Origin of the sequence: Agrobacterium sp. OT33 (assembly GCF_017313365.1) — a bacterium.
Lineage (GTDB): Bacteria > Pseudomonadota > Alphaproteobacteria > Rhizobiales > Rhizobiaceae > Agrobacterium > Agrobacterium rhizogenes_A.
The window spans coordinates 1-22964 of sequence record NZ_JAFLMZ010000010.1 but is presented as its reverse complement, the minus strand read 5'-3'; the positions used below and the strand labels follow the sequence as shown (position 1 = coordinate 22964).

The 22964-nt window shown below is 57.7% G+C and carries 22 protein-coding genes; 20 read left to right on the top strand and 2 right to left on the bottom strand.

Annotated features, from left to right (window positions below; genetic code table 11):
• Positions 1 to 4: 4 nt before the first annotated feature.
• The gene (gene traC / locus JZX88_RS22170; protein WP_206914725.1) at positions 5 to 301 is read right to left on the bottom strand and encodes a conjugal transfer protein TraC; all 297 of its coding nucleotides are present in this window, start codon (positions 299 to 301) and stop codon (positions 5 to 7) included.
• Between the two features lie 257 nt (positions 302 to 558).
• Here traC and traA point away from each other — a divergent pair, with 257 nt between their 5' ends.
• From traA to JZX88_RS22070, 20 genes are all read left to right on the top strand, one after another.
• Positions 559 to 3861, top strand: coding sequence for a Ti-type conjugative transfer relaxase TraA (gene traA, locus JZX88_RS22165; protein ID WP_206914724.1), 3303 nt, complete (start codon positions 559 to 561; stop codon positions 3859 to 3861).
• Positions 3858 to 4388 (top strand): conjugative transfer signal peptidase TraF, encoded by a 531-nt coding sequence (gene traF / locus JZX88_RS22160; RefSeq protein ID WP_206914723.1) that lies wholly within the window; start codon positions 3858 to 3860, stop codon positions 4386 to 4388. Before traA ends, traF begins: the two co-directional genes overlap by 4 nt.
• The gene (locus JZX88_RS22155) at positions 4309 to 5559 is read left to right on the top strand and encodes a conjugal transfer protein TraB (RefSeq protein WP_206914722.1); all 1251 of its coding nucleotides are present in this window, start codon (positions 4309 to 4311) and stop codon (positions 5557 to 5559) included. Before traF ends, JZX88_RS22155 begins: the two co-directional genes overlap by 80 nt.
• A gap of 17 nt (positions 5560 to 5576) precedes the next feature.
• The gene (locus JZX88_RS22150; RefSeq protein ID WP_206914721.1) at positions 5577 to 6206 is read left to right on the top strand and encodes a TraH family protein; all 630 of its coding nucleotides are present in this window, start codon (positions 5577 to 5579) and stop codon (positions 6204 to 6206) included.
• A 549-nt stretch (positions 6207 to 6755) separates the two neighbouring features.
• Positions 6756 to 7259: an RNA polymerase sigma factor gene (locus JZX88_RS22145; protein WP_206914720.1), complete on the top strand. Its 504-nt coding sequence runs from the start codon at positions 6756 to 6758 to the stop codon at positions 7257 to 7259.
• Between the two features lie 118 nt (positions 7260 to 7377).
• Positions 7378 to 8352: a FecR family protein gene (locus JZX88_RS22140; protein WP_206914719.1), complete on the top strand. Its 975-nt coding sequence runs from the start codon at positions 7378 to 7380 to the stop codon at positions 8350 to 8352.
• A 133-nt stretch (positions 8353 to 8485) separates the two neighbouring features.
• Positions 8486 to 11113: a TonB-dependent receptor gene (locus tag JZX88_RS22135; protein ID WP_206914718.1), complete on the top strand. Its 2628-nt coding sequence runs from the start codon at positions 8486 to 8488 to the stop codon at positions 11111 to 11113.
• Positions 11114 to 11188: 75 nt separating this feature from the next.
• Positions 11189 to 11935: a M10 family metallopeptidase C-terminal domain-containing protein gene (locus tag JZX88_RS22130; protein ID WP_206914717.1), complete on the top strand. Its 747-nt coding sequence runs from the start codon at positions 11189 to 11191 to the stop codon at positions 11933 to 11935.
• A 10-nt stretch (positions 11936 to 11945) separates the two neighbouring features.
• Positions 11946 to 13799, top strand: a complete 1854-nt coding sequence (locus JZX88_RS22125) for a type I secretion system permease/ATPase (protein ID WP_206914850.1) — start codon at positions 11946 to 11948, stop codon at positions 13797 to 13799.
• Positions 13786 to 15099 carry an HlyD family type I secretion periplasmic adaptor subunit gene (locus JZX88_RS22120; protein ID WP_206914716.1) on the top strand — a complete coding sequence of 438 codons (1314 nt, stop codon included), beginning with the start codon at positions 13786 to 13788 and terminating at the stop codon, positions 15097 to 15099. The genes JZX88_RS22125 and JZX88_RS22120 overlap by 14 nt, the downstream gene beginning before the upstream one ends.
• A gap of 22 nt (positions 15100 to 15121) precedes the next feature.
• On the top strand, positions 15122 to 15334 hold the full coding sequence (locus JZX88_RS22115) for a hypothetical protein (protein WP_206914715.1): 213 nt from the start codon (positions 15122 to 15124) through the stop codon (positions 15332 to 15334).
• Positions 15331 to 15957, top strand: coding sequence for a biliverdin-producing heme oxygenase (locus JZX88_RS22110; protein WP_206914714.1), 627 nt, complete (start codon positions 15331 to 15333; stop codon positions 15955 to 15957). Before JZX88_RS22115 ends, JZX88_RS22110 begins: the two co-directional genes overlap by 4 nt.
• 112 nt (positions 15958 to 16069) lie before the next feature.
• Positions 16070 to 16603 carry an invasion associated locus B family protein gene (locus JZX88_RS22105; protein ID WP_206914713.1) on the top strand — a complete coding sequence of 178 codons (534 nt, stop codon included), beginning with the start codon at positions 16070 to 16072 and terminating at the stop codon, positions 16601 to 16603.
• 132 nt (positions 16604 to 16735) lie between these two features.
• On the top strand, positions 16736 to 17383 hold the full coding sequence (locus tag JZX88_RS22100) for a hypothetical protein (RefSeq protein WP_206914712.1): 648 nt from the start codon (positions 16736 to 16738) through the stop codon (positions 17381 to 17383).
• Positions 17376 to 17825: a YbaN family protein gene (locus tag JZX88_RS22095; RefSeq protein WP_206914711.1), complete on the top strand. Its 450-nt coding sequence runs from the start codon at positions 17376 to 17378 to the stop codon at positions 17823 to 17825. Before JZX88_RS22100 ends, JZX88_RS22095 begins: the two co-directional genes overlap by 8 nt.
• 13 nt (positions 17826 to 17838) lie before the next feature.
• Positions 17839 to 18315, top strand: coding sequence for an Rrf2 family transcriptional regulator (locus JZX88_RS22090; protein ID WP_206914710.1), 477 nt, complete (start codon positions 17839 to 17841; stop codon positions 18313 to 18315).
• A 50-nt stretch (positions 18316 to 18365) separates the two neighbouring features.
• Positions 18366 to 18914 carry an invasion associated locus B family protein gene (locus tag JZX88_RS22085; protein ID WP_206914709.1) on the top strand — a complete coding sequence of 183 codons (549 nt, stop codon included), beginning with the start codon at positions 18366 to 18368 and terminating at the stop codon, positions 18912 to 18914.
• A gap of 46 nt (positions 18915 to 18960) precedes the next feature.
• Positions 18961 to 19899, top strand: a complete 939-nt coding sequence (locus JZX88_RS22080) for a hypothetical protein (protein WP_206914708.1) — start codon at positions 18961 to 18963, stop codon at positions 19897 to 19899.
• Positions 19900 to 21188: 1289 nt separating this feature from the next.
• On the top strand, positions 21189 to 21488 hold the full coding sequence (locus JZX88_RS22075; RefSeq protein WP_206914707.1) for a hypothetical protein: 300 nt from the start codon (positions 21189 to 21191) through the stop codon (positions 21486 to 21488).
• A gap of 385 nt (positions 21489 to 21873) precedes the next feature.
• Positions 21874 to 22182 carry a transcriptional repressor TraM gene (locus JZX88_RS22070; protein WP_206914706.1) on the top strand — a complete coding sequence of 103 codons (309 nt, stop codon included), beginning with the start codon at positions 21874 to 21876 and terminating at the stop codon, positions 22180 to 22182.
• 406 nt (positions 22183 to 22588) lie between these two features.
• Here JZX88_RS22070 and JZX88_RS22065 read toward each other — a convergent pair.
• A partial coding sequence (locus JZX88_RS22065) for a helix-turn-helix transcriptional regulator (protein WP_305853150.1) occupies positions 22589 to 22964 on the bottom strand: 376 nt, incomplete at its 5' end.

Sequence of the window (22964 nt, the reverse complement as noted above, 5' to 3'; positions counted from 1 at the left end):
CCGTTCAAGCCTCACCAGGCCTGCCCGCAGGCGCGCCAGACGCGATCGTCGCCGCCGGTTCACCGCCGGTTCGACCATCCCCGGCATTTTTCCTTCCGGTTGAAGCGGCCTTACCTCCGCGAAACCGCCCTGCAATCTCCTCGAACGCCGCCTGTAGTTCGGTCTCCTCGATCTCGATCTCACCGAGACCGGCCTTCAGCGCGATCCGGCCGATGCGCTCGGCCTCGCGTGTTTCGGCTTGTCTCAGCTGATCCTGCAATCTGGCGATTTCTTCCCTGATCTTCGATGATGGCTTCTTCATTCCGGTCGCATCTCCCTGGAAATCTTGGCGGCTCTGTTCCGTTGCAAGATTTCCTCAAAAGCACGTCCGAAGGAATGTGCAGATCTGCACGTCGGCAAAGCCGACACTTTGGAGGATGATCCCGCCGTTCCGAAGGAGCGGATCCAAGGGCGCAATTATACGTCGCGATGCGACGCTTTGCTCAGAGGCCTCGACACTTGCCGACCTGGTCGTGTCGCTCCGGACGAACGACGTTCGAACCGGGAGTTTTTCGCGCCGTGGCCATTGCCCATTTCTCAGCCAGCATCGTCAGTCGTGGCTCCGGCCGCAGTGTCGTGCTGTCTGCTGCCTACCGGCACTGCGCCAAGATGGAATACGAGCGCGAGGCCCGCACCATCGACTACACCCGTAAGCAGGGTCTGTTGCACGAGGAATTTGTGCTTCCTAGCGATGCCCCAAAATGGGTCCGCACCCTTATCGCCGATCGCTCTGTTTCGGGCGCTGTCGAAGCCTTCTGGAACAAGGTGGAGGCCTTCGAGAAACGTGCCGATGCGCAGCTTGCCCGCGACCTGACCATCGCGCTGCCGCTGGAGCTCACGGCCGAACAGAACGTCGCCCTTGTCAGAGACTTCGTCGAAAAACATATCCTCGCCAAAGGCATGGTTGCTGACTGGGTCTATCACGACAATCCCGGCAATCCGCATATCCACCTGATGACCACTTTGCGGCCGCTGACCGAGGACGGGTTCGGGTCGAAGAAGGTGGCGGTCATTGGTGAGGATGGCCAGCCGGTCCGCACCAAATCCGGTAAAATCCTCTATGAGCTCTGGGCCGGTTCGACCGATGATTTCAACGTGCTGCGCGACGGCTGGTTCGAACGGCTGAACCACCATCTGGCGCTTGGCGGCATCGATCTCAGGATCGACGGTCGCTCCTACGAGAAGCAGGGTATCGAGCTTGAACCGACCATCCATCTCGGCGTTGGCGCCAAGGCGATCGAACGCAAGGCGGAGCCACAGGGTGTTCGCCCGGAGCTCGAAAGGATCGAGCTGAACGAAGAACGCCGCTCGGAAAACACCCGGCGCATTTTACGCAATCCAGCCATCGTGCTCGACCTGATCACGCGGGAAAAGAGCGTTTTCGATGAACGCGATGTCGCAAAAGTGCTGCACCGCTACGTCGACGATCCCGCTGTATTCCAGCAGTTGATGTTGAAAACCATCCTGAACCCGGAGGTTCTCCGGCTTCAGCGCGATACGATCGGCTTTGCGACCGGCGAGAAAGTGTCGGCGCGCTATTCGACACGGGCTATGATCCGCCTGGAAGCGACGATGGCGCGACAGGCCCTGTGGCTGTCGGGCAAGGAGACGCATGCCGTCTCCACGGCTGTGCTCGAAGCAACGTTTGGGCGGCATGGGCGGCTGTCGGAGGAACAGAAAACAGCCATCGAGCGGATTGTCGGTCCAGCCCGGATCGCCGTCGTTGTCGGCCGCGCCGGGGCCGGCAAGACCACGATGATGAAGGCGGCGCGCGAGGCATGGGCACTGGCCGGATATCGTGTCGTCGGTGGTGCGCTCGCCGGCAAGGCGGCGGAAGGGTTGGAGAAGGAAGCCGGGATCGAGAGCCGCACGCTCGCGTCCTGGGAGCTGCGCTGGAACCGCGGCCGTGACGTTCTCGACGACAGGACTGTCTTCGTCATGGACGAGGCTGGCATGGTGGCCTCGAAACAGATGGCGGGCTTTGTCGATGCCGTGGTCAGGGCCGGCGCCAAGATCGTCCTGGTCGGCGACCCCGAACAGCTGCAGCCGATCAAGGCGGGCGCTGCCTTCCGCGCCATCGTCGACCGCATCGGCTACGCCGAACTCGAAACCATCTATCGCCAGCGCGAGGACTGGATGCGGCGTGCATCGGTCGATCTCGCGCGCGGCAATGTCGAGAAGGCGCTTGCATCCTACAATGCCAATGCAAGAACTGTTGGCGAACGTCTGAAGGTCGAAGCGGTCGAGCGCCTGATAGCCGACTGGAACCACGACTACGATCAGACGAAGACGACGCTGATCCTCGCCCATCTGCGGCGCGACGTGCGCATGCTGAACGTCATGGCCCGCGAAAAACTGGTCGAGCGCGGCATTGTGGGTGATGGCCACGTCTTCAAGACGGCTGACGGCATTCGCCAGTTCGATGCGGGCGACCAGATCGTCTTCCTGAAAAACGAGACGTCGCTCGGCGTCAAGAACGGCATGATCGGCCATGTGGTCGAGGCCGCGCCAAACCGCATCGTTGCCATGACCGGCGAGGGCGAGCATCGCCGGCATGTTGTGGTCGAACAACGCTTCTACAGCAATCTCGACCATGGCTATGCGACGACCATTCACAAGAGCCAAGGCGCCACGGTCGACCGGGTCAAGGTGCTGGCGTCGCTGTCACTCGATCGCCATCTGACCTACGTGGCGATGACCCGTCACCGGGAGGATCTGCAGCTCTATTACGGGACGCGGTCCTTCTCCTACAATGGCGGTCTTGCGGCCGTTATGTCCCGAAAGAATGCCAAGGAGACGACGCTCGACTACGAGCGCGGCCAGCTTTACCGCGAGGCGCTACGCTTTGCCGAAAACCGTGGGCTGCACATTGTCCAGGTCGCCCGCACGTTGTTGCGCGACCGACTCGACTGGACACTGCGCCAGAAGGCGAAGCTGGCCGATCTCGGCCAGCGCCTTACTGCCTTCGCCGAGCGCCTTGGCCTCAACCAATCCCCGAAAACCCAAACAATGAAGGAGATCAAACCCATGGTCGCAGGCATCAAGACATTCTCCGGTTCCGTCGCCGATACGGTTGGTGACAGGCTCAGCGCCGATCCCGCCCTGAAGCAGCAATGGGAGGATGTATCGGCCCGCTTCCGCTATGTCTTCGCCGATCCTGAAACCGCATTCCGGACCATGAATTTTGATGTTGCCTTCGCCGACAAGGACCTTGCCCGCCAAACGCTCCAGAAGCTGGACACGGACGCGGCATCGATCGGGGTGCTGAAGGGCAAGACCGGTATTCTCGCTAGCAAGGCCGAGCGCGAGGCGCGCCGCGTTGCAGAGGTCAATGTGCCGGCGCTGAAGCGGGATCTCGAGCAATATCTGCGGATGCGCGAGACGGCGACGCAGAGGCTGCAGACGGGCGAACAAACCCTGCGCCAGCGCGTCTCGATCGACATTCCGGCGCTCTCGCCGGCCGCACGCGTGGTGCTTGAGCGCGTGCGCGATGCCATTGACCGGAACGATCTGCCGGCAGCGCTCGGATATGCGATGAGCAATCGCGAGACCAAGCTGGAGATCGACGGCTTCACCCAGGCCGTCACCGAGCGGTTCGGCGAGCGGACATTGCTGAGTAATGCGGCGCGTGAACCTTCCGGAAAGCTGTACGAAAAACTCTCCGACGGCATGAATCCGGAGCAGAAGGAACAACTGAAACAAGCCTGGCCGGTGATGCGCACCGCCCAGCAGCTCGGCGCCCACGAACGCACCGTGCAATCGCTGAAACAGGCCGAAGACCTGCGGCAGACCTTGCGTCAGGCGCCGGTGCTGAAGCAATGACCGGGCACCGCTTCATCGTCCTGATCGGCGCCTCGGTGACTGTCATTCTGGCCTGGGCCGTGATCGGGATTGCGGGCGGCTATCGTCTGAACCTGACCCCGAGCGAGCCGCTCGGGCTATGGCGCATCGAGAGTCTGAACCGTCCCGTGGCGGTCGGGGATCTGGTATTCGTCTGCCCGCCATCGAGCGCGCTTTTCGTGGAAGCGCGGGAGCGCGGATATCTGCGTCGCGGTCTTTGCGCGGGCGGTTTTGCGCCGCTGATCAAAACCGTCGTTGCCCTTCCTGACGCGCGCGTTGGGATCACCGGCGAGGTCGTCATCGACGAACGGCCGTTACCCGCATCCGGCGTCCGGAAGACGGATGGCGCGGGCAGGGCAATCGATCCCTGGCCCGGCGGTATCGTGCCGCCCGGTCATCTGTTTCTTCACTCATCCTTTGCGAGCTCCTATGACTCCCGATACTTTGGGCCGATCCCGGACACCGGCCTTCTCGGCCTGGCGAAGCCGGTTCTCACCTTCGATCCGTGACCGCTGGCGAGCGGCGTTCCTGATCCTGCTGTCGATCGTCGTGGGCGCTGTGGGCTGGAGCGGTCAGGTACTCCTCCTTCCTGTCGCGATGCTCTTCCCGTTGCTCTGGACGCTGTCACCCTCTCGCCTGGTCGCCGGCATGGTGTCCGCCGGATATTTCCTTGCCGCCTCGCGCGGCCTGCCGCGGGGCGTCGCGAACTTCTACAGCGCCGATCTCTGGCCCGGCCTCCTGCTCTGGCTGGCGGCCTCGGCCTCCTTCGTCGGTATCCATGCGGCACTCTGGCCGGGACGATCGGAAGAGGCGCTTCCAAAAAGGGGAGGGGTGTTGCGGTATCTGGCGGCGGCGCTGCTTACGGGGTTGCCGCCCTTCGGCATCACCGGCTGGGCGCATCCGTTGACGGCGGCGGGCGTGCTGTTTCCGGGATGGGGATGGTGGGGATTGATCGCGGCCGCAGCCGACCTCCTCGCCATGACGACGAGGATCTGGCCGGTTTCAGCCATCGCCCTTGCAGGCTTCTGGCTCGGGTCCGCCGCCACGTGGACGCATCCTTTGTTACCGGAAGGATGGAAGGGCGTCGACCTTGAACATGGACAGACCCTTGGACGGGACGGTTCGCTCGACCATCACCGTGACCTGATCGCGACCGTACGTGCGGTGGCAGGAGCGGGAGCCCGTTTCGTGGTTCTTCCCGAAAGCGCACTCGGCTTCTGGACGCCGACCGTGGTGAGGCTCTGGCAGCAGGGCTTGCAAGGATCGGACCTTATCGTGATCGCTGGCGCAGCCGTCATCGATACCGACGGTTACGACAATGTCATGGTGGCGGTCTCGGCCATCGAAACACAGATCCTCTATCGCGAGCGCATGCCAGTCCCGGTCTCCATGTGGCAGCCATGGCGGGCGTGGACAGGGCAGGGCGGCGGCGCTCGAGCGCACTTGCTTGCCAGCCCCGTCGTTGATCTCGCGGGAACGAGTATTGCGCCGCTGATCTGCTACGAGCAGCTCGTCCTGTGGCCAGCGCCGCAATCGATGCTGCTGTCCCCCGACATCATCGTAGCGATCGGCAACGGCTGGTGGACCGCGGGAACGTCGATCGTCGCCATCCAGCAGGCGAGCGCCGTCGCCTGGGCGAAACTCTTCAACCGTCCACTGGTGACGGCCTTCAACACATGACCACAGGAGACACCGGCATGATCGACGCCGCCCTTATCCAGCAATGCGCCGATCCGGGGCTCAAGCCAGCGATCGTTGAACAGTTCATCGAGCGGGCGGGGTCGCAGGACCCTCTCGCGGTAACGGTCCGCTCGGGCAACCGTGTCGTGCTCGTCCCGAGGCCGTCTACGCCGGCCGAGGCAATGGCTCTCATCGGCCAACATGTTGGCCGTAACGTCGTGCGCGTCGGTATCACGCAATATCCGGCCGGGCTCGGTGTCGTGGAAGCCGGCGAACTGAAAGCGGATCTGGTCGATGCCTGCGTCAATCTTCGGATGGGAACAGCGCTGTTCGCGAAGGTCTATCGCATCGTCGCCAAATGGTACGGCAATCCGACCGAAAAAGAGGTGCTCCCCCAGGTCTTTGATGACGCGATTATTGGTTGGCAGACAGGCTACTTCGAGGGGACCGCCGTTTTCCGGGCAGAGGATCCTACTGAGTTGAACCTTATCGATCGAAGGCCGGCGAACGAAACCGAAATGGTCGAGTCGGGAGGCGATAAGGCAATTTCCGCCGGCGCGGCTTACGCGCGTGATGCGGCGACGGTCGATCCGAACAAGGCGGGCATCCGCATCGACCTTTACGGCATAGGGGCAGGGCGCCAGTAGGCGATTGGCCGGCCAGCACCTCGGTTCCAGAACTGGCGACCGCAGCAAATGCTGGCGTGCCGAACCGGGAAAAGGAGCTTCTCAAGCGTTATCAAGTGCCTAACGTGGTCGTGTTGAAGCGCCACAAAATAGACGGACCGCTCCATCGAGAAAGGCTCGATGCTGGCCAAATCCACACTTCACGTTCATGTCGTGTCGACCGCTACCTTGCGATCCGAGATGTTGCAATCTTGGCGCGCGGTACGGCCACCATCGTCATCACGTATGGCATCCACTCCCGGCGCAAACGCCGACGGCATGAAGGATGGTTAACCGGAGGCGGAAAATCTTTAGTAGCTTCGTCAAGCCACATCACGTCGGAATAGAGCCTGACACGGAAAGGTTGGCCAGAAAATCGGTGCATCTATCATACTTGCATTAATATGATAAAAGTTGTCATGTTTATTTGCGAATGGACGCTGTGGTGATATAGCCTTGAAGGTATAAGTCGGCCAGTGATGCACTGCCAAACTTATGGCTCTTGCCGCAATTGATGTTTTGAGTGGTTGAATGGGCGTCGGAAAAAACAGCGGTCGGTACGCACTGTACCTTCAAAACCGCAAGGCACTTGTTGACTATGCAACACCCCTCGTAGGTTCGAAAGCTGAAGCCGAGGATGTGGTCCAGGACGCTTACCTGCAATTCGTCCCGGATAAAGCCGATGAAAACGTTCCGCATAAGGGCTATCTGTTCCAGATTGTTCGCAACCTCTCCTTCAACAGACGTCGTCGCAAAAAGCGGGAAGAAGCACTTCCTCCCGAGGATGTTCCATGGTGGGCATTGCCGGCGGTCGCCGAAACTCCTGAAAACCAGTTGCTGTTTTGTGAACGTGTGAAATGCGTCGCCACCGCGATGGAAGATTTACCGAAAAGGAACCGGCTCGTCCTTGAGATGTACCGGTTCGACGGCTTGTCGCTCAAGGAAATTGCCGCGGCGCTCGATCTGTCAGTCACGACCGTGCATCGGCTGCTGAACGAAGCTGCAAGCGAGATCAAAGAAAAGATGGAAAGTTGAGGAATGAGGCATGGTGCTCAAAAAAGTACGATCACGATGGAAATTTCACGTCGGTAGATTGTCTATAGAATAAGAACAGGGGAATGACGCGAAACGCGTACCAGAAAAGCTTGTTGATATGACTCTTGACCGAAAAACGCCCTCGTTGTCCGATCAGGCGATGGACTGGCTTATACTGATCCGGGAGAGCCCCGAGGACACGGCTATACAATCCGCTTTTGAAAAGTGGATACTCGAAGCGCCGGAGCATCGGCGCGAATGGGAGAAGACCTGCCAGATGTGGCAGGCCTTGGCAGAGGTTCCGTCGTTTCATAAACGGAAGCTAGGAAGCATTGCGACAGCAGCGCCTGCTTCTCCCCGCCGGATCCGCTCGAGAATTGTCGGAGGAATTGCTGCCGCAGGCACTATGCTCTGTCTTGTTGCGCTGTCTGGGCCTTCTCTTCTCATCCGTCTCCAAGCCGACTATCGCAGCGAGACGGCGCAAAGCCGGAACGTCATCCTTGAGGACGGTAGTACCGTTCTGCTCGCGCCCGACAGCGCTATTGCGCTGGCGTTTTCAGGCAACAGGCGTGGTGTCATCCTGCTCAAGGGCGAGGCTTTTTTTGATGTCGCGCCGGACAAGGAACGCCCTTTTGCCGTTGAAGGAGGCGGTTTAACTGTTGAAGTTCTCGGCACTGCATTCGACGTTCGTATTGGTGCGGACGATACAGAGGTTGCGTTGGCTCGCGGCGCGATAAAGGCTTCGCCAGAGGTGCCTTCCGCTCCTGATCACATTCTTGCTCCCGGCGACGTTCTCACTCTGGATAGGGCAAGCGGGGAGATAACAGAAGCCACGATTGCCATTTCGGAAATTGGCTCCTGGCGGGAAGGTCGACTTTACGTCGTTGATCAGACGATCAGTTCCGTGATCGAGCAGATTCAGCGCTATCACCCCGCATTGATATCGGTTCCAGATCGGGCACTTGCGCGCCAAAAAGTGACCGGGATCTACGATCTGAGTTCGCCGGATGAGGCATTGGGCGCTCTCGTGGATCCTTACGGTGGCAAGGTTCGCAAGGTGTCGGACTATATCCGGATCGTAACCCGCCTGTAAAAAATATGACAGCGATTCTCAAGATTTAGCAGAAAAGAGAAAATTTCTTCGGAAATATTGCGACTTCCAATTGTCTCTTAGTCGAAGGCACCCGGAAAGCTGGGGTGCCCCGACAGGAGAGAATTGGGATATCATGGCATTCGGGGTTGAGAAAAATAAGATCGCAAGAGGCAGGAGAACTGCCCGTAACATCGTGTTGTGGAGTTCGACCGCCTTAGCGATTGGTTACGGCACGACCAACGTGACCGCACAGACAACACCCACCACTGAGAGAGTTTCCAGCCAGAGCGCGGTTCGCAGTTTCAACATCCCGGCGCAGCCGCTCTTGAGCGCGCTCTCGACGTTCAACCGGCAGGCCGGTATTCAGGTCACCCAGGCCTCCGGCGCGGCCGCGCGCAACGTTGCCGTGAATGCGGTTCGTGGAAACATGTCGCCTGAGCAGGCGCTGGCGCAAATGCTGAGTGGAACTGGCGTCACTTATAAGTTCACGGGCAACCGAGCAGCGGTGATTGGAGCGCGGCAATCCGTAAACGGGGCGGCCGGCTCCGATGAAAGCACTGTTCTGGCGCCTATCATAATCACCAGCAACAGAGCGCGCAACTCCGGCTCCGGATTTCAGGGAACGCCAGACTGGGTTTACGAGCAGCCCTCCAGTGTCAGCGTCATCTCGCGTGAGGCGATCCAGAACGCTCCCGTGCGCAATACGCGGGATCTGCTGGACAACGTGGCAGGCGTCTATGCCAACCGTTCCGAGGCGCAAAATCCGGGCATCGCCGTCAACATTCGCGGCCTTCAGGATCAGAACCGCGTCGTGACGATGATCGATGGCGCACGCCAGAATTTCCAGCGTAGCGGTCACGGTGCCACGCAGCGCACTTATGTCGATACGGCCTTCATTCGTGAGATCGACGTTGAGAAAAGCGGCACTTCGAGCGTTGGCGGCGCAGGTGCGCTTGGCGGTTCCGTCAATTTCCGCACTGTTGGGGCGGACGATATTATTACCGGCGACAAGAAATGGGGAGTCGAGGTCAACGCTGGAACCGGCACGAATGAGTTTACCTTTGACGGCTCCGGCATTGCCGCCTTCAGGCTGTCGGACAGTTTCTCGGTACTGGGCGGCGTTGCCCGCAAGAAAGTCGGCGAGTACGACATCGGCAAAAATGGGGAACTCACGCTCAACGATTTGACGGTCGAAGACGGAGCTGTGATTTCCACCGGTCAGGAAGTGCTGGCGACCATTCTCAAGGCGGAAGCGGAATTCACAGATGACCTCAACGGCTCGCTTGCCTGGATTCGAAACGACTCCGAATTTTCTCACGGCTCGTATGATACCGATGGCCTTGTTCTGACGGAGAACACGCAGGACGTTCTCAACAACACGATCACTGCCAATCTTAACTGGGATCCTGACAGCGACCTGATCAATCTGAACGCGCGGCTCTGGTACAACCACACGCGCAACAAAGAGGTTCGTGGCGCTTCGACCGTTACGAACTACCTCGATTGGCCTGTAAACTATAGCCTCGGAACGGTAGGCGTTAGCCTCGACAACACGAGTACCGTCGATACGGCTCTTGGTGCTTTGTCATTCAATTACGGCGTCGAAGCTTTTTGGGACCGGGGAAAGACGGAAGCGGACACATTTTATGCCAGTGACGGGACCGACCTAACCGCATCATTCACTGGCTCGACGCCTTCAGGAAATCGCGACGTCTACAGTGCCTTTGCCAACGCAACCCTGGAACACGATGACTGGCTCGTCGTCTCAGGCGGCCTCCGCTATGACTACTACAAGCTGCACGGCAACACGTCGGTTTTCGGCTTAGAAAATGTGACGCGTCAGGTTTATGGCTGCACTCGGTACCGCTTTGGAACCTGCGTGGCGTGGGGCAACGTCGACCAACTGGTTACCGTTTACCCTGAGACGGTCCTGAACGTTGACAATTCGCAGGGCGAGTTTCTCCCGACCGCCATGGTCGCAGTCAAGCCGTATGACTGGCTTCAGCCCTTTGTAAAATATTCCCGCAGCATGCGTCCACCCAGCATCATGGAAACCTTCTTTACCGGCGGGCATCCAGGCGCCACCGTGGTTCAATACGCACCCAATCCTGATCTTATGGCCGAAGTCGGCGACACCTTCGAGATTGGTGCCAACATCACTCAAAACGGACTCTTTTCAGCGGACGACAGTTTTCGGTTCAAGGCGGTCGGTTTCTATCGCCAGATCGACAACTATATTTCGATGGGAACCGTCGTCCGGCCGGAAACGGGCCGCGAGCACACCGCATACGTCAACGTCGATGGCACGACCCGGATGAAGGGTATCGAACTGGAAGCGAATTATGATGCCGGGCCTTGGTACGCCGGCATTTCCTACACGCATCTGAAGACGGATTTCGGGGATTCGTACACTTATGCCGGGACGACTTATGAGGTATCGCCCTCGGTCATTTTTGTACCGCCGCGCAACAAGATCACCGTTGATGCAGGCGTGCGGGTGTTCGAGGAAAAGCTGGTTCTTGGTGGGCGCATCAGCCATGTCGGCGGAACGTCGCCCAACATAGGACTGCTGACATCGAGCTACGTCTCCGAAGATTACACCCTCTACGATCTCTATGGCTCGTACGCCTTCAACGAAAACACCAAGTTGCGTGTTGCCGTCACTAATCTGACGGATGTCGCCTATGTCCCCGCGTTGGGAACCACCAGTTATCCAGGGCCTGGAAGAACGGTAACGGCATCCCTGAATTTCAAGTTCTGACAGTTTTCCGTGGCCGTTTCGGCTGCGGATACGAGGTCCGCAATGGTGCGGGCAAATGCTAGGAAGGAAACGAAAATGGCAGTAGGAATCGATGTACCCGCCGGCGTAACCGATTGGGTCAGCTACCTGACGACGACATGGCTCGGCGCCTATGAGTATCGTGGAAACGGCTTCTTCAACTCGTCGACGCCGTACACGCAGTGGGCGGCAGGCGATCTCACCAATTCCGCCGAGTCCGGGGTCATACTGAACGGGAGCTTCACCTACGCCCCTCCGGGTGGTTTCTCAGGTACCCTCAGCAGCCTGGAATTCGGAACGAATCTTTCCGGCAGCGCCAGTGCTGGATACGACATCAGTGAAGTCCTGAGGCTCGACCTGAGCGGTGCGACCGCAACGACCGCATTCACCTATGCGATCTACTTCCTCTCAACTCAAGGCAACCTTTCTTATCTGTGGTCCTATCTGAGTGAGCAGGGAACCACACAGGCTGGCAATGACGGCGCGGCTGATACGCTCTACAGCTTCTCTGGAGATGACACCCTGACCGGCGGCACCGGTGCGGACACATTCGTCTTCGATGCCGACTATGTCGGTGTCACAGGCGATTGGGGCAACGATACCATCACCGACTTCACCGATGGCGTCGACAAAATCAAGTTTGTGGATCTGTGGTTGGATTATTCCGACTTCACGAGCGATACCAGCGTCACCGTGTCGGGCAACGTCATCACATACGTTGACAGCTCGACCTCGACCACAAATACGATCACGCTGACCGGCTTCGCCGGCACGCTTGATTCCAGTGATTTCATTTTTGCGTGACCAGCCCATGATGAACCCTTTAAAGGTTCAGGCACCGTCGCAGCCTTCGGCTGCGGCGGTCGTCTTCCCTCTCAAGATGAGTGCAGCAGGCATCGGCCTGATAAGCGGTGTGGTGAATTTGCTGGCTTTGACCAGCCCATTGTTCATGCTGCAGGTCTACGATCGGGTGCTTGCCAGCGGTAGCACACCGACGCTGATTGGCTTGGCAGTGCTGGCCGCCGGACTTTACGCCTTCCAGGCGCTTCTGGATATCATACGCTCCCGTGTTTTGTTGCGCATCGGCGAACGTTTCGACAACCGGTTCTCCGGGCGTGTCCATGAGGCTGTAATACGCTTGCCCCTGATGACGCGCATGCAGGGTGACGGTCTCCAGCCTTTGCGCGATCTCGATAACGTTCGCGGCTTTCTCGGTGGAAATGGCCCGACCGCCTTTTTCGATCTGCCGTGGATCCCGCTCTATCTCGGCATCTGCTTCCTGTTTCACTTTTGGATCGGCATGACCGCACTCGTCGGCGCGATTGTGCTGATATCGCTGACCCTGCTGACCAATGCTCTCTCGCAAAAGCCGATCCGGGACACCATCGTCAGCAACATGGCACGCAACGGCCTGATGGAAGCCGGTCGCCGGAATGCGGAAGTTGTGCAGGCAATGGGGATCGGCAAGCGGATCGCGGCCCATTGGCAAGCAGCCAATGCCGAATATCTGGCCGCCAACCGCAAGGCGGGGGACGTTGCCGGCGGCCTCGGTTCGATTTCCAGGGCGCTCAGGATGATGTTGCAGTCAGCCATTCTCGGCGTCGGCGCCTATCTCGTTATCCAGCAGGAAGTAACGGCCGGGGTTATGATCGCCAGTTCGATTATGATGGGGCGAGCACTCGCGCCGGTCGACCTTGCCATTGGGAGCTGGAAACCTTTTCTGATGGCGCAGCAGAGCTGGGCTCGCCTGAAGGATCTTCTGGGCAAGATGCCCGTGGAAGCCGATGTTCTCGCTTTGCCTGCGCCTCAAAGGGAATTGCGTGTCGAGGGCGTGACAATTGTTCCGCCTGGAGAGAGCGCCCCGACCGTAATGGGTATTGGCTTTGCGGTTCAAGCCGGGAGTGCCCTTGGCGTAATTGGTCCCTCTGGATCTGGTAAATCGACGCTTGCGCGCGTACTTGTTGGCGCGTGGAGCTCTGTCGCCGGAAAAGTGCGGCTTGATGGCGCGAGCCTCGATCAATTGGACCGTGAAGCACTCGGCCCTCATATTGGCTATCTCTCGCAAGGTGTCGAACTGTTTGCCGGAACGATCGGCCAGAACATCGCCCGTTTTGAGGACGATCCCGATCCGCAAGCCATCGTAGCAGCAGCCAAGGTCGCCGGTGCACATGAACTTATCCTCAAATTCGAAAGAGGCTATGGAACATCGATCGGCGAGGCTGGTTCCGCACTCTCGGCCGGACAGCGCCAGCGCATTGGTCTTGCCCGCGCTCTTTACCGCGATCCCTTCCTCGTCGTGATGGACGAGCCGAACGCCAATCTTGACGCCGAAGGCGAGGCGGCCGTTGTCCGCGCCATCGCATCGGTGCGGGAACGTGGCGGTATTGCGGTCGTTATCGCCCATCGCCCCAGCGCGATCGGAGCTGTCGACTATGTGTTGATGATAGAAAGTGGTCGCCAAAAGGCCTTTGGTCCAAAGGATGAGGTGCTGTCCAAGGTTCTTAAAACCGCACCGAATCCGCAGCCAGTTGTGAAAGGTTTTCCCGCGAGCGGCTTCGGTATGACACCACTACGCGTCATCGCCAATCCGGTTCACACCACTGGTGAGCCAACACAGGAAAACAATGGAATTGGTTCCAGCGGGGAGGATCCCGATGTCAGGCGTTGACCACAACGATAATGTTTCACGCTCGATAAGGTATCACCTTCTGGCAGGCCTTCTTGCGAGTGTCGTGTTGGTGGGAGGAGCCGGAGCCTGGGCGGCTGTTACGGACCTTGCGGGCGCGGTCGTGGCCCCTGGCCACTTCGTGGTCGATTCCTATGTCAAGAAAGTGCAGCATCCGACGGGCGGCGTGGTTGGAGAAATCCTGGTCGGAGAAGGCAGCAAGATAACTGCCGGCGATGTCGTCATGCGGCTCGATGCCACGCAGACGCGCGCCAACCTTGCAATCGTCACCAAGCGTCTGGATGAACTGGCTGCGCGGCTTGCGCGACTTGAAGCCGAACGCGACGATCGCCAAGAAATTATTTTCCCGGAATGGTTGCTGGAGCGCCGTGACAAACCTGACGTGTTTTCTGCGATCCACAGCGAAACCCGTCTGTTTGAATTCCGGACGGAGTCTCGCAACGGCAAGAAGTCTCAACTCGCAGAGCGCATCGCCCAGTACCATCATGAAATCGAAGGGCTCAAAGCGCAGGAACTTGCTTATGAGAAGGGGATCGAGGTGCTGGAAACGGAGATCGCCTCTCTAAGCGGGCTTCTGGAACAGGGAATTGTGTCTGTCCAACGACTGAACAGCCTCAAGACGCAGCTTGCCACCTATGGCGGAGAACGTGGCGAAAAGATTGCCTATCAGGCGCAGGCCGCCGGGCGGATCACGGAAACCAGATTGCAGATCCTACAGGTGGATCAGGACCTCAAGGCGGAAGTTGGCAAGGAGCTTCGCGAAATCCAGGCGCAGATGGGTGAATATGTCGAGCGCAAGGTGGGGGCGGAAGACGAACTGAAGCGCATCGACATCATTGCGCCCCAGTCGGGCATCGTCCACCAGCTTGCCGTGCACACCGTGGGCGGCGTGGTCAGCCCCGCCGATCCCATAATGCTGGTCGTTCCCGAAGGCGAAGACCTCGCACTCGAAGTGCAGATCGCGCCGAAGGATATTGATCAGATCCAGCTTGGTTACAAAGCCATGCTGAGAATGTCAGCCTTCAGCCAGCGGACAACGCCGGAACTGAATGGATATGTCAGCCGCATCGCCGCCGATCTGTCTACCGATGAGAAGACCGGCATGAGCTATTATCTCGTGCGTCTCTCCGTGTCGAAGGAAGAGATGGCCAGGCTGAGTGAGTTGAATCTCGTTCCGGGCATGCCGGCCGAGGCGATGATCAAGACGGGCGAGCGCACGGCGCTTTCTTACCTCGTGAAGCCACTTTCCGACCAGATCAACCGGGCCTTTAGGGAGGAATAGGGATGAGGAAGAGGTTTCCACAATGATCGTAAATGTTTTTGCAGTTTTGCCGTGTTCCCTGATCGGTCTCGGCGGTCTCGTTTTCAAGTTCCATTCTTTGGTGGCTGAAGAAGCGGCGGGTGACGGTTGCTACGTCGATAGTGAGGATATGCCATCCGGCATTGCCAACATGCTCTGCATCGCATCCGCCATCCACCAACAACGGGAAGACCTCCACTGTAAGGCATCAGCATGACTATTCACACGATAGGCAACAACACAGACCATACGAGCCGCACCGTGCGGTTAAAGACCGCGACAAAAGAGGCTCATGAAGAACTCGACAGGTTCATAATGCAGGCCAACCCGTTCGCAGACCGGGAGCATTACGGCCGTTTCCTTGCAATGCAGTTCCTTTTTCATCGCGATCTTGATGCACTGTTCTTCGATCCCTATCTGGCCGCGTTGTTGCCGGACCTTGCGGGGAGGCGACGCCTCACATTCATTCACCAGGATTTCAGTGACCTTGGAATTGTCGTTCCGGACACCAGGGGTGCACCACGCTTTGCTGAAGGGACCTCCGTTGATCTCTCCGAAGCTCTCGGATGGCTCTACGTAATCGAAGGATCGAATCTCGGAGCGGCCTTCCTCCTGAAATATGCCGGGAGAATCGGGCTTGACGAAGAATTTGGTGCGCGGCACCTGGCGGGTGCATCCGAGGGACGTGGCCTGCATTGGAAGACATTTACTGCAGCTCTCGATGCGGTGGATTTGAACGAACGTCAAGAGCAGCGGATTGTCCAGGCCTCGCAGGAAGCCTTTGCGCGGGTACGAGCTCTTGCTCAGCTAAGCTTTCCAGCGCCGGCTTCAAGCGAGTGATGCCGTGGCGCAGAAAGATCAGCGTTTCCATCCAAGTAATTACAAAGACGAAGTAACGAAGCAGTCCTGTCGCAAAGTAGCAGAATCTTTCAGCCCTTCATGAGGATAGCCGATGACAAGAGACACTATTTCAACATCACTTTTTGCCTCGACTGCAGCACTTCCGATCCAAAGCGCCTCTCAAGCGCCAGTTAATCAGCACACCCGAGATGAGCAATTCCAGGAATGGCAGTTGCGGCGGGTCGAGAAAAGCGGTCACCAGTTGTCGATGCTGCGATTCGAGCGCTCGCAACCGCACTACCTTTTCGCGAAGCTCGTCATTGAACTGAACTGGACAGCGGACGATCAAATGCTGGGCGTTCTGGCAATGCCACCTGGGCTGAAGGCCTCCGAGGGCGTCCGAATTCAGTTGGATGACGGCCACTTCTCTACAAAACTACCATTCCTGAAGACCGGGCCATCTGGGGGCATTGTGAGGCTCGATATTAAATCGGAAGCGCTGGAGCATCTGCGCAACGCACATAGGCTCAACATTCTAGCCCATCCGGCGGCTGGAAAGCGCAAGCTGCTGTTTTCCGTGCCGCTTGATGGGTTTGTCGAAGCGAGTGATCGCCTCAAGCAAATCAACAACGATCGAATTATCTGACGAATACCGGCGGTCGTGGGCACCACACACCTGTGCTCAATTTCGTAGGCATTGTGAAACCAAAACAATGGCCGCTTTCACTGCCCCTGAGATTCCACGCCGAAGTGGGGCCGCTAACTTTGAGTACAGGCCATGAGTAGCTTGCAGACGACAACCATGGCCGTAGCGCCACAAAACAATCGGCTTTACCAGCTTTCCCTAACGGGGGATCGCGCACAACGCGGTTTGACAGCACGATTCCTCGCCGCCAGACCTTTTGAAAATCGCCGACATTATGCTCGATTTTTGATCGCGCAGCATAGAATCGCCCGGGAATTGCGGGGTGTTTACCTCCATCCCTCCTGTCCAGACATCTTCCCGTCTCAAGAAATCGGCGGTCACATCTCTCGGATTGAGAAAGATTTACGCGACCTCGACGCGGGAAACGTTGAGAGCCGACCGGGCCAACAAAGTCCCAGAGCCATCGTGGACGTCCCCGGACTTTGCGGTGGCCTGTTCGTCACCGAAGGCGTCAGACTTGCGTTTCCATTTTTTCGCAAGCAAGCCGAACACTTGGGACTCAACGCCTTTTTTGGAGCGAGGCATCTGGCCTATGAAGCTTCTGACATCCGTCGGCGCTGGACCGGTTTTGCCGAAACCATCAACAAAATAGCTTTCTCCACCAGCGACATGCGCCGCATGACGGAAGCCGCCCGACAGGTGATGGAGTTGATCGGGACAATTCTCGATGAGGAGATGAACGGTAATTGCGTGGCCAGGAAGGATATGAACCATGATTGATCTGCTTTCACGCGGCCGCGCAAGCAGCGGAATACCGCACCGCTCCCTACGTGCCATCAACCTGGTTCTTGGCGGACTGATGCTCGCCTTGGGGTTCATCGGTGCACTTTTGCCAATAATGCCGACGACGATCTTTCTAATTCTTGCAGCATGGTTCTTTGGACGCTCGTCGCCGCGGTTGAAAAATTGGTTACTCGAACATCCACGCTTCGGATCAACCCTGCGTGCCTGGCGAAAGGAGGGGGCGATCCCCTTCAGGATAAAGATCATAGCCGTCTCTGGAATGCTTTGTGGCTATGTGATGTTTTTCGCAAGCCTAATGCCGGCTCCTCGACTGGCTATACCAGTTGGTATTCTGATCCTGGGATGCATTGCTTTTATCCTCACGCGAACCGAGCCGTGTGCTTCGGCCCCGAGCCATAAGCAGAGCGCAGGCGGCTAAGGTGGAAGCGGCCATGGTTCTTACTCGTCAAACCGATATCGCAATTGCAGCCTTGGTGGTATGCACAAAGGCGAAGGGACAGATCGTACAGATCAATGTCATAGCCAAGGCGAGCGAAACCACTGCGGCTCATGTAGCCCAGGTCACGCGACAACTGGCGCGTCTCGGCTGGCTCGAGAGTCATCGAGGGCGGGGAGGAGGGCTAACGCTCAGCGATGGTGCCGAAACGTTATCTCTCGGTGAAATCGTTCAAATCCTTCAACCATCACGCGAAGACCGGAAGGTGGGGTCCCGACCAATTTGCAATGTCTTTCACGAAGCGGAACGTTCGAAGTTTGCATATCTCGATCGCTTCACGATCGCAGATCTCGCAAGGGATGAATGGGGAGGCTCCTGTCGCGAGAACAGGAGGCCGGTGGCTGGATCGCAAATCGACGGCACTCTTGCCATTAGGCCATCCTCGAACGACCGACAGCACGTTCTTGCATGAGTAGCGGGGCGCCGTGCCCTAATACTCGGCCAGCCAGAAGGATCGGCACCATGACGTTTTCGGTCTCCGTGAAGCTTAGATCTGCATTGCTGTTTACGGCTCTGCTTTTTCCCCTGTCGGGATTTGCACAGGGTCATGACATTTCCGAGACAACAAGAAGCAGGATCGGTGAAGTCCACGCAAAGTGGACAGTCATGTGCTTGCCGCGTGATGGTGCACGGGTTTGCGCCGTGCGTCAGCTTCAATCCGACCGACAGACAAAAAAGTCAGTTCTCCTGATAGAGTTACGCCCCACCTCGCAAGGGAGCGCTAAAGGTGGCATCATGCTGCCCAAGGATCTTCAGCCGGGCGCGGTTGTCCATTTCGCCCTTGATGGCAATGCCGCAGGCCATCCGCTGGAGATTAAAGAGTGCTCTGACAGGGGATGTGCGGTTACAGTCACGTTTTCCGGGGCAGCATTTGAGAAGCTCCGCAGTGGCAAAGTGCTCCAACTCCGTGCAATCAGGATAGATGGGACACCTCAAATGTTCGAAGTCGATTTGAACGGTTTTGCCGCGGCAGTCGAGCGAGGCATTGAACTCGAAGGAATTCGTGACTGAATGTGGGCTTGTTAGTAGCACAAAAAAGATAGGGAGGTTCGAAACCTTGGTTGTGATCGATGAGCGATTATCGAAGGGTCTTGTCAGAGCAGAGGCGCGTGAGTTGACGAATGCTCTGACGGAACATGCGGGTAAGGTCCTCAAGTCCTTCCATGAGGGAGTTTGCCCGCATTTTGAGAAACGGAGTCGCCTGACCGGATCCGAAATGACCGGTCTGGCCAACGATCTCCATAACAAGGCTAAAGCAGCATTTAGTCCACTCTGGTCCGACCTGGAAATCCTTGCATCAACACGGGGTCGTCCCAACGCAGGCTCCTACGAGATGCTTCACTACTGGATCTACCCCAAATCCGTAGAGGGCATATCAAGCCGGCTGATGATGATTGCAATGTTTTCGGCCTGGGGCAGCCGGAAACAGGTATCCATGCGGGCGAATGATACCCTGACGAGCTTTTACGAGCATGCCGCTCAAAGGCTGCTGCAGCGATGCGGCAGCCAGGAAGCCGCGCTTCACGCAATCGGCCAGCGTCTGGTGGACACGATAATCATTCCAACACTTGCGCTAGACGACGCACCGGCGTCGCTTGCTGGCACCGAGTTTTTCATCCCTTTGCTGGATGGACTTTTGATCGGGCGTTTTGTCAACCGGCCTCATGAAAAGATCGCTGGCGACTACAGGGTTATCGGGAGGGACGGGTGGAGCACTAAAGGGATCACCCTGCATTCTTCGGCCGAGTTTGTTGTCAAGACATATATCGGTCCAGAAGAAATGACTGATCGCCAAGAGTGGATCGCGTACCAGATCAACTCCTGGCTTGCGGCCCATAGCAATGAAGCTGTGATGATTCGACGCTACATCACCAACAGGTTTGGTAGCCTATGGGATTCTGGTCATATGTGCCGCGATGAGTTTGACTCGTTGAAGGAGGATTTTTGGGACCTGCATGCCAAGGTCATCGCTCATGCTTCGCCGAATGTACGATGAGAACGGAAAGCACAGCTTCCTCTGATTACGCCCCATAGTGCCTCGTGAGGCACGAATTGGAGTGTCAGATAATGGTGGCTTCATATTCGTTAGGCAGCGACCGGATCGCTTGCGTAAAGCGCAATATGCCGAGATAGGTTCTAGACGAGCTCGGCTTTCACCAGGGTCCAGCACGAGTATCAGAGTGCAACGATCCAAAGACTGGTAAAAGACCGCCACTTCAGTCACTCGAATCCAGAAAGGACTTTGAGGAAATCGCAATGTTGAAGCTCGCTCGCAACAATGAACAGTTCGCCGAAGAGTGGCGGACCGAGTCGACCGCAAATGGACGACATCATACATGCTGCTGTCGAGCGAGAAGCCAATGCCCGTAGCGTCAGCGATGATCCAACATCCGCAAACGCAGGACCGCGTGCGAAATGCCCGGTTTGGGCGGAAAGGTCGGGGCCATCCCGGTGCTGGATCTGCCGTTAAAAACCCAGTTCGAGCAAAGAAACGGAAAGCCCTCCCTGTATAAAAACTTATCCGCGCCCGCGAAGCCCGCCAGTGACGTAACATCGTGGTTGCGGGAGCCCTAGGTCCTCGCGATAGAGGCCGGCTAGATTTGTCGCCTTTGCGCCGAAGGTTTGTTCCCACAAAACGGTACAGCATCCGGGAAATATCCCGATAAGCGCTACCGCGTCCTGGCTAACAATGCCGACGCGCAAAGTTAACAAGGATCCAACTCTCATTGTTCATCGCCTAAGGTCGGGCAAGAGGTTGGCTGGAACAGTCCGGTTGACGATCTCGACGATGCAGTCCAACAATTGTTGGACACGACTGTGCAACTCGACTGGGATCAGTCGATCATGGAAGGCTGATTTTTTTGAGCGTAAAGCGGCGGCACAAGGCCAGGTCCCGCGCGGTCTGCAACGCTGGATAGCTGCAACTCCGAGCCGTAAGCGGGAAGGCAGAGCTAGTCTAAAGGCAGGTTATGCTCCTGGAGCACCGCGATCAGCTTGAAGCGAAATCCATAACCGTCGGGATTGAGTAGCGAGCCCCGGGCTGCGCAGGAGGCTTTCGCTGCGCATCTGTTGTGGTACAACACAGCTGCCCGGCATAATAGCCAGCGCAAGATCGAGCGCACCGCAAGACTGCTGATCAGTGCGGCCAAGTGTCCGTTGCGATGGCTGGCCGAAGACGTTCGCCCCAGCTTGCATGCGCCAATCGAGAAATCTGCCCGACCATGAATTTAGCGAATCCGGGCTCAGGCTGATCGACCGTCCAGTCGGCATGGGAAGATACGATGTTTGATGGGAAAGAGCGGATCCGAGCAATCGACCCTGCTGCGCAGTTTGAACCTGCTTAAATTGCCAACATGGGGGCGACTGCAACCGGCAAGGCACATTTCCTCTATCGCGCGAATGTCGTTGCCGCTTTTAAGGTTGCAGCCTTGGTGGGCATGGGCGGGGCGGGACGGCGGCGCACGGGCGGCCTTGCTTGCCGATCCGGTCGTCGAGATAGAGCAAACGACGGTCGCGTACTTGATCTACTACGAGCAACTGATCGTCTGGCCATGGCCGCAGTCCAGCCTCAGTCTGATGGTTTAGAATCGCCTTTTACAGCTAAGTCTGTTGAACGATCCGGCTTTGAGCAAAAAATGAGTTTTTGTTAGTGATTTCAGCCATTCAGGCGGTTCAGAAGTGAAGAATCCGACGCTTCTGGACTGGTGTCCCGTACGATCAAATTCTATAATCACATGACGCAGTACGCGCTGTGTTGGGGCTTAGAATCCCCTGATGAAAGGTTGGTGCCGACCGCAATGGTGCCAAGGAACCCTCTGACCACGTGGCCGGGGGCCTGTGACTCATGTCCAGGCACCTCGCTGCTAAAGGTCTCAGGGCCGATTCATCTCGGATTCTAACCCCCGGCTAGGGTTCACAGGGTTCATCGTCGACGGGGGCGCACCGTGGACAAAACAGAGGTTGAATCGAGATGGAAGCCGATGTTACGACGTTGACGCACGAAGTAGAACTCCGGCCAGTAGTCGGGCTCACGCTTGGATTGCCCGTAGAAGACCTGGAGACCCTGACGATCGATGCGATCCGAAGTCACCGGCGTCTGGTTGAAAGGGCTGACGAGCTTTTCCAGGCTCTACCTGAAAACTACAAGTCGGGAGAGGCGGCTGGTGGGAAGCAACACCTCCAATATATCGAGGCCAGCATCGAGATGCACGCTCAGATGAGCGCCCTAAGCACGCTGCTCAGTGTACTCGGATATATCCCTAAGGTCTCGGTAAACTGAAGCTATCATCTCCAGCTTTTTGCCGACTTTCGGGTTCGGAGACCGCATCGCCTGTGCTCGGCGAAACTGCCGGGCAGATCAAAGACTGTATCGGGCGAAGTGCGGATACGCCCCTTCGGGCCTTGACGCGCTTTTTTACCGCGGACGTTTGAGGCGAGCTATTCGTGCCGCCATCCACTGAAAGCGGTGTCGAACACCCAGCTTGTTCGATGCTCGCACCCATGAGAGAAGCCCAAAGCACTGCGACAGGTTGACCAGATGGATGGCTGCGCACGACGCAACAGGCGGATCACCGGACTGGTAGCGACTCTTTCACCGATGCACACCGGCCATCCGGATGCGTATAAAATACTGCGGTGCGGCGTCTGGTGCGACTATGATTCAGGGAATGACAGGTGTGAAATGTCTATCTCGGAAGAGGGCCAGACTTTTGGGGGGCGTGTGACCCGGCGCTTCCTATTGATGCCAGGGGGGCGTACGAGGTTGCCGAAACGCAGGTTTCCAGCTCATCGACCTGGTTAAAAATGCCTTTGAGAAGATCGATGACCAAAGTGACACCTCGATGGTGACAGCTATAGTACCGGAACTGGGCCTCTTTCCTGAAAGTGATAAGGCCCGAGTTGTGGAGGCGTGTTAGGTGCTGGCTTAGAGCAGACTGGGAAAGGCCAACTTTTCGGGCCAAACTGTTCACATCTTCCTCGTGGTGAACCAGGTGCGAACAGATCAGAAGTCTCTTTGGATTTGCAAGTTGCTTTAGAAAATCAGCTTCGCGTTTACCGCTG

Coding starts and splice junctions, on each gene's coding strand:
- JZX88_RS22155 (WP_206914722.1), top strand. CDS start 4,309: ATGACTCCCGATACTTTGGGCCGATCCCGGACACCGGCCTTCTCGGCC.
- JZX88_RS22130 (WP_206914717.1), top strand. CDS start 11,189: ATGGCAGTAGGAATCGATGTACCCGCCGGCGTAACCGATTGGGTCAGC.
- JZX88_RS22095 (WP_206914711.1), top strand. CDS start 17,376: ATGATTGATCTGCTTTCACGCGGCCGCGCAAGCAGCGGAATACCGCAC.
- JZX88_RS22070 (WP_206914706.1), top strand. CDS start 21,874: ATGGAAGCCGATGTTACGACGTTGACGCACGAAGTAGAACTCCGGCCA.
- JZX88_RS22145 (WP_206914720.1), top strand. CDS start 6,756: ATGGGCGTCGGAAAAAACAGCGGTCGGTACGCACTGTACCTTCAAAAC.
- JZX88_RS22115 (WP_206914715.1), top strand. CDS start 15,122: ATGATCGTAAATGTTTTTGCAGTTTTGCCGTGTTCCCTGATCGGTCTC.
- JZX88_RS22150 (WP_206914721.1), top strand. CDS start 5,577: ATGATCGACGCCGCCCTTATCCAGCAATGCGCCGATCCGGGGCTCAAG.
- traC (WP_206914725.1), bottom strand. CDS start 301: ATGAAGAAGCCATCATCGAAGATCAGGGAAGAAATCGCCAGATTGCAG.
- JZX88_RS22085 (WP_206914709.1), top strand. CDS start 18,366: ATGACGTTTTCGGTCTCCGTGAAGCTTAGATCTGCATTGCTGTTTACG.
- JZX88_RS22100 (WP_206914712.1), top strand. CDS start 16,736: ATGAGTAGCTTGCAGACGACAACCATGGCCGTAGCGCCACAAAACAAT.
- JZX88_RS22125 (WP_206914850.1), top strand. CDS start 11,946: ATGAACCCTTTAAAGGTTCAGGCACCGTCGCAGCCTTCGGCTGCGGCG.
- JZX88_RS22140 (WP_206914719.1), top strand. CDS start 7,378: ATGACTCTTGACCGAAAAACGCCCTCGTTGTCCGATCAGGCGATGGAC.
- JZX88_RS22105 (WP_206914713.1), top strand. CDS start 16,070: ATGACAAGAGACACTATTTCAACATCACTTTTTGCCTCGACTGCAGCA.
- JZX88_RS22120 (WP_206914716.1), top strand. CDS start 13,786: ATGTCAGGCGTTGACCACAACGATAATGTTTCACGCTCGATAAGGTAT.
- JZX88_RS22110 (WP_206914714.1), top strand. CDS start 15,331: ATGACTATTCACACGATAGGCAACAACACAGACCATACGAGCCGCACC.
- JZX88_RS22135 (WP_206914718.1), top strand. CDS start 8,486: ATGGCATTCGGGGTTGAGAAAAATAAGATCGCAAGAGGCAGGAGAACT.
- JZX88_RS22090 (WP_206914710.1), top strand. CDS start 17,839: ATGGTTCTTACTCGTCAAACCGATATCGCAATTGCAGCCTTGGTGGTA.
- traF (WP_206914723.1), top strand. CDS start 3,858: ATGACCGGGCACCGCTTCATCGTCCTGATCGGCGCCTCGGTGACTGTC.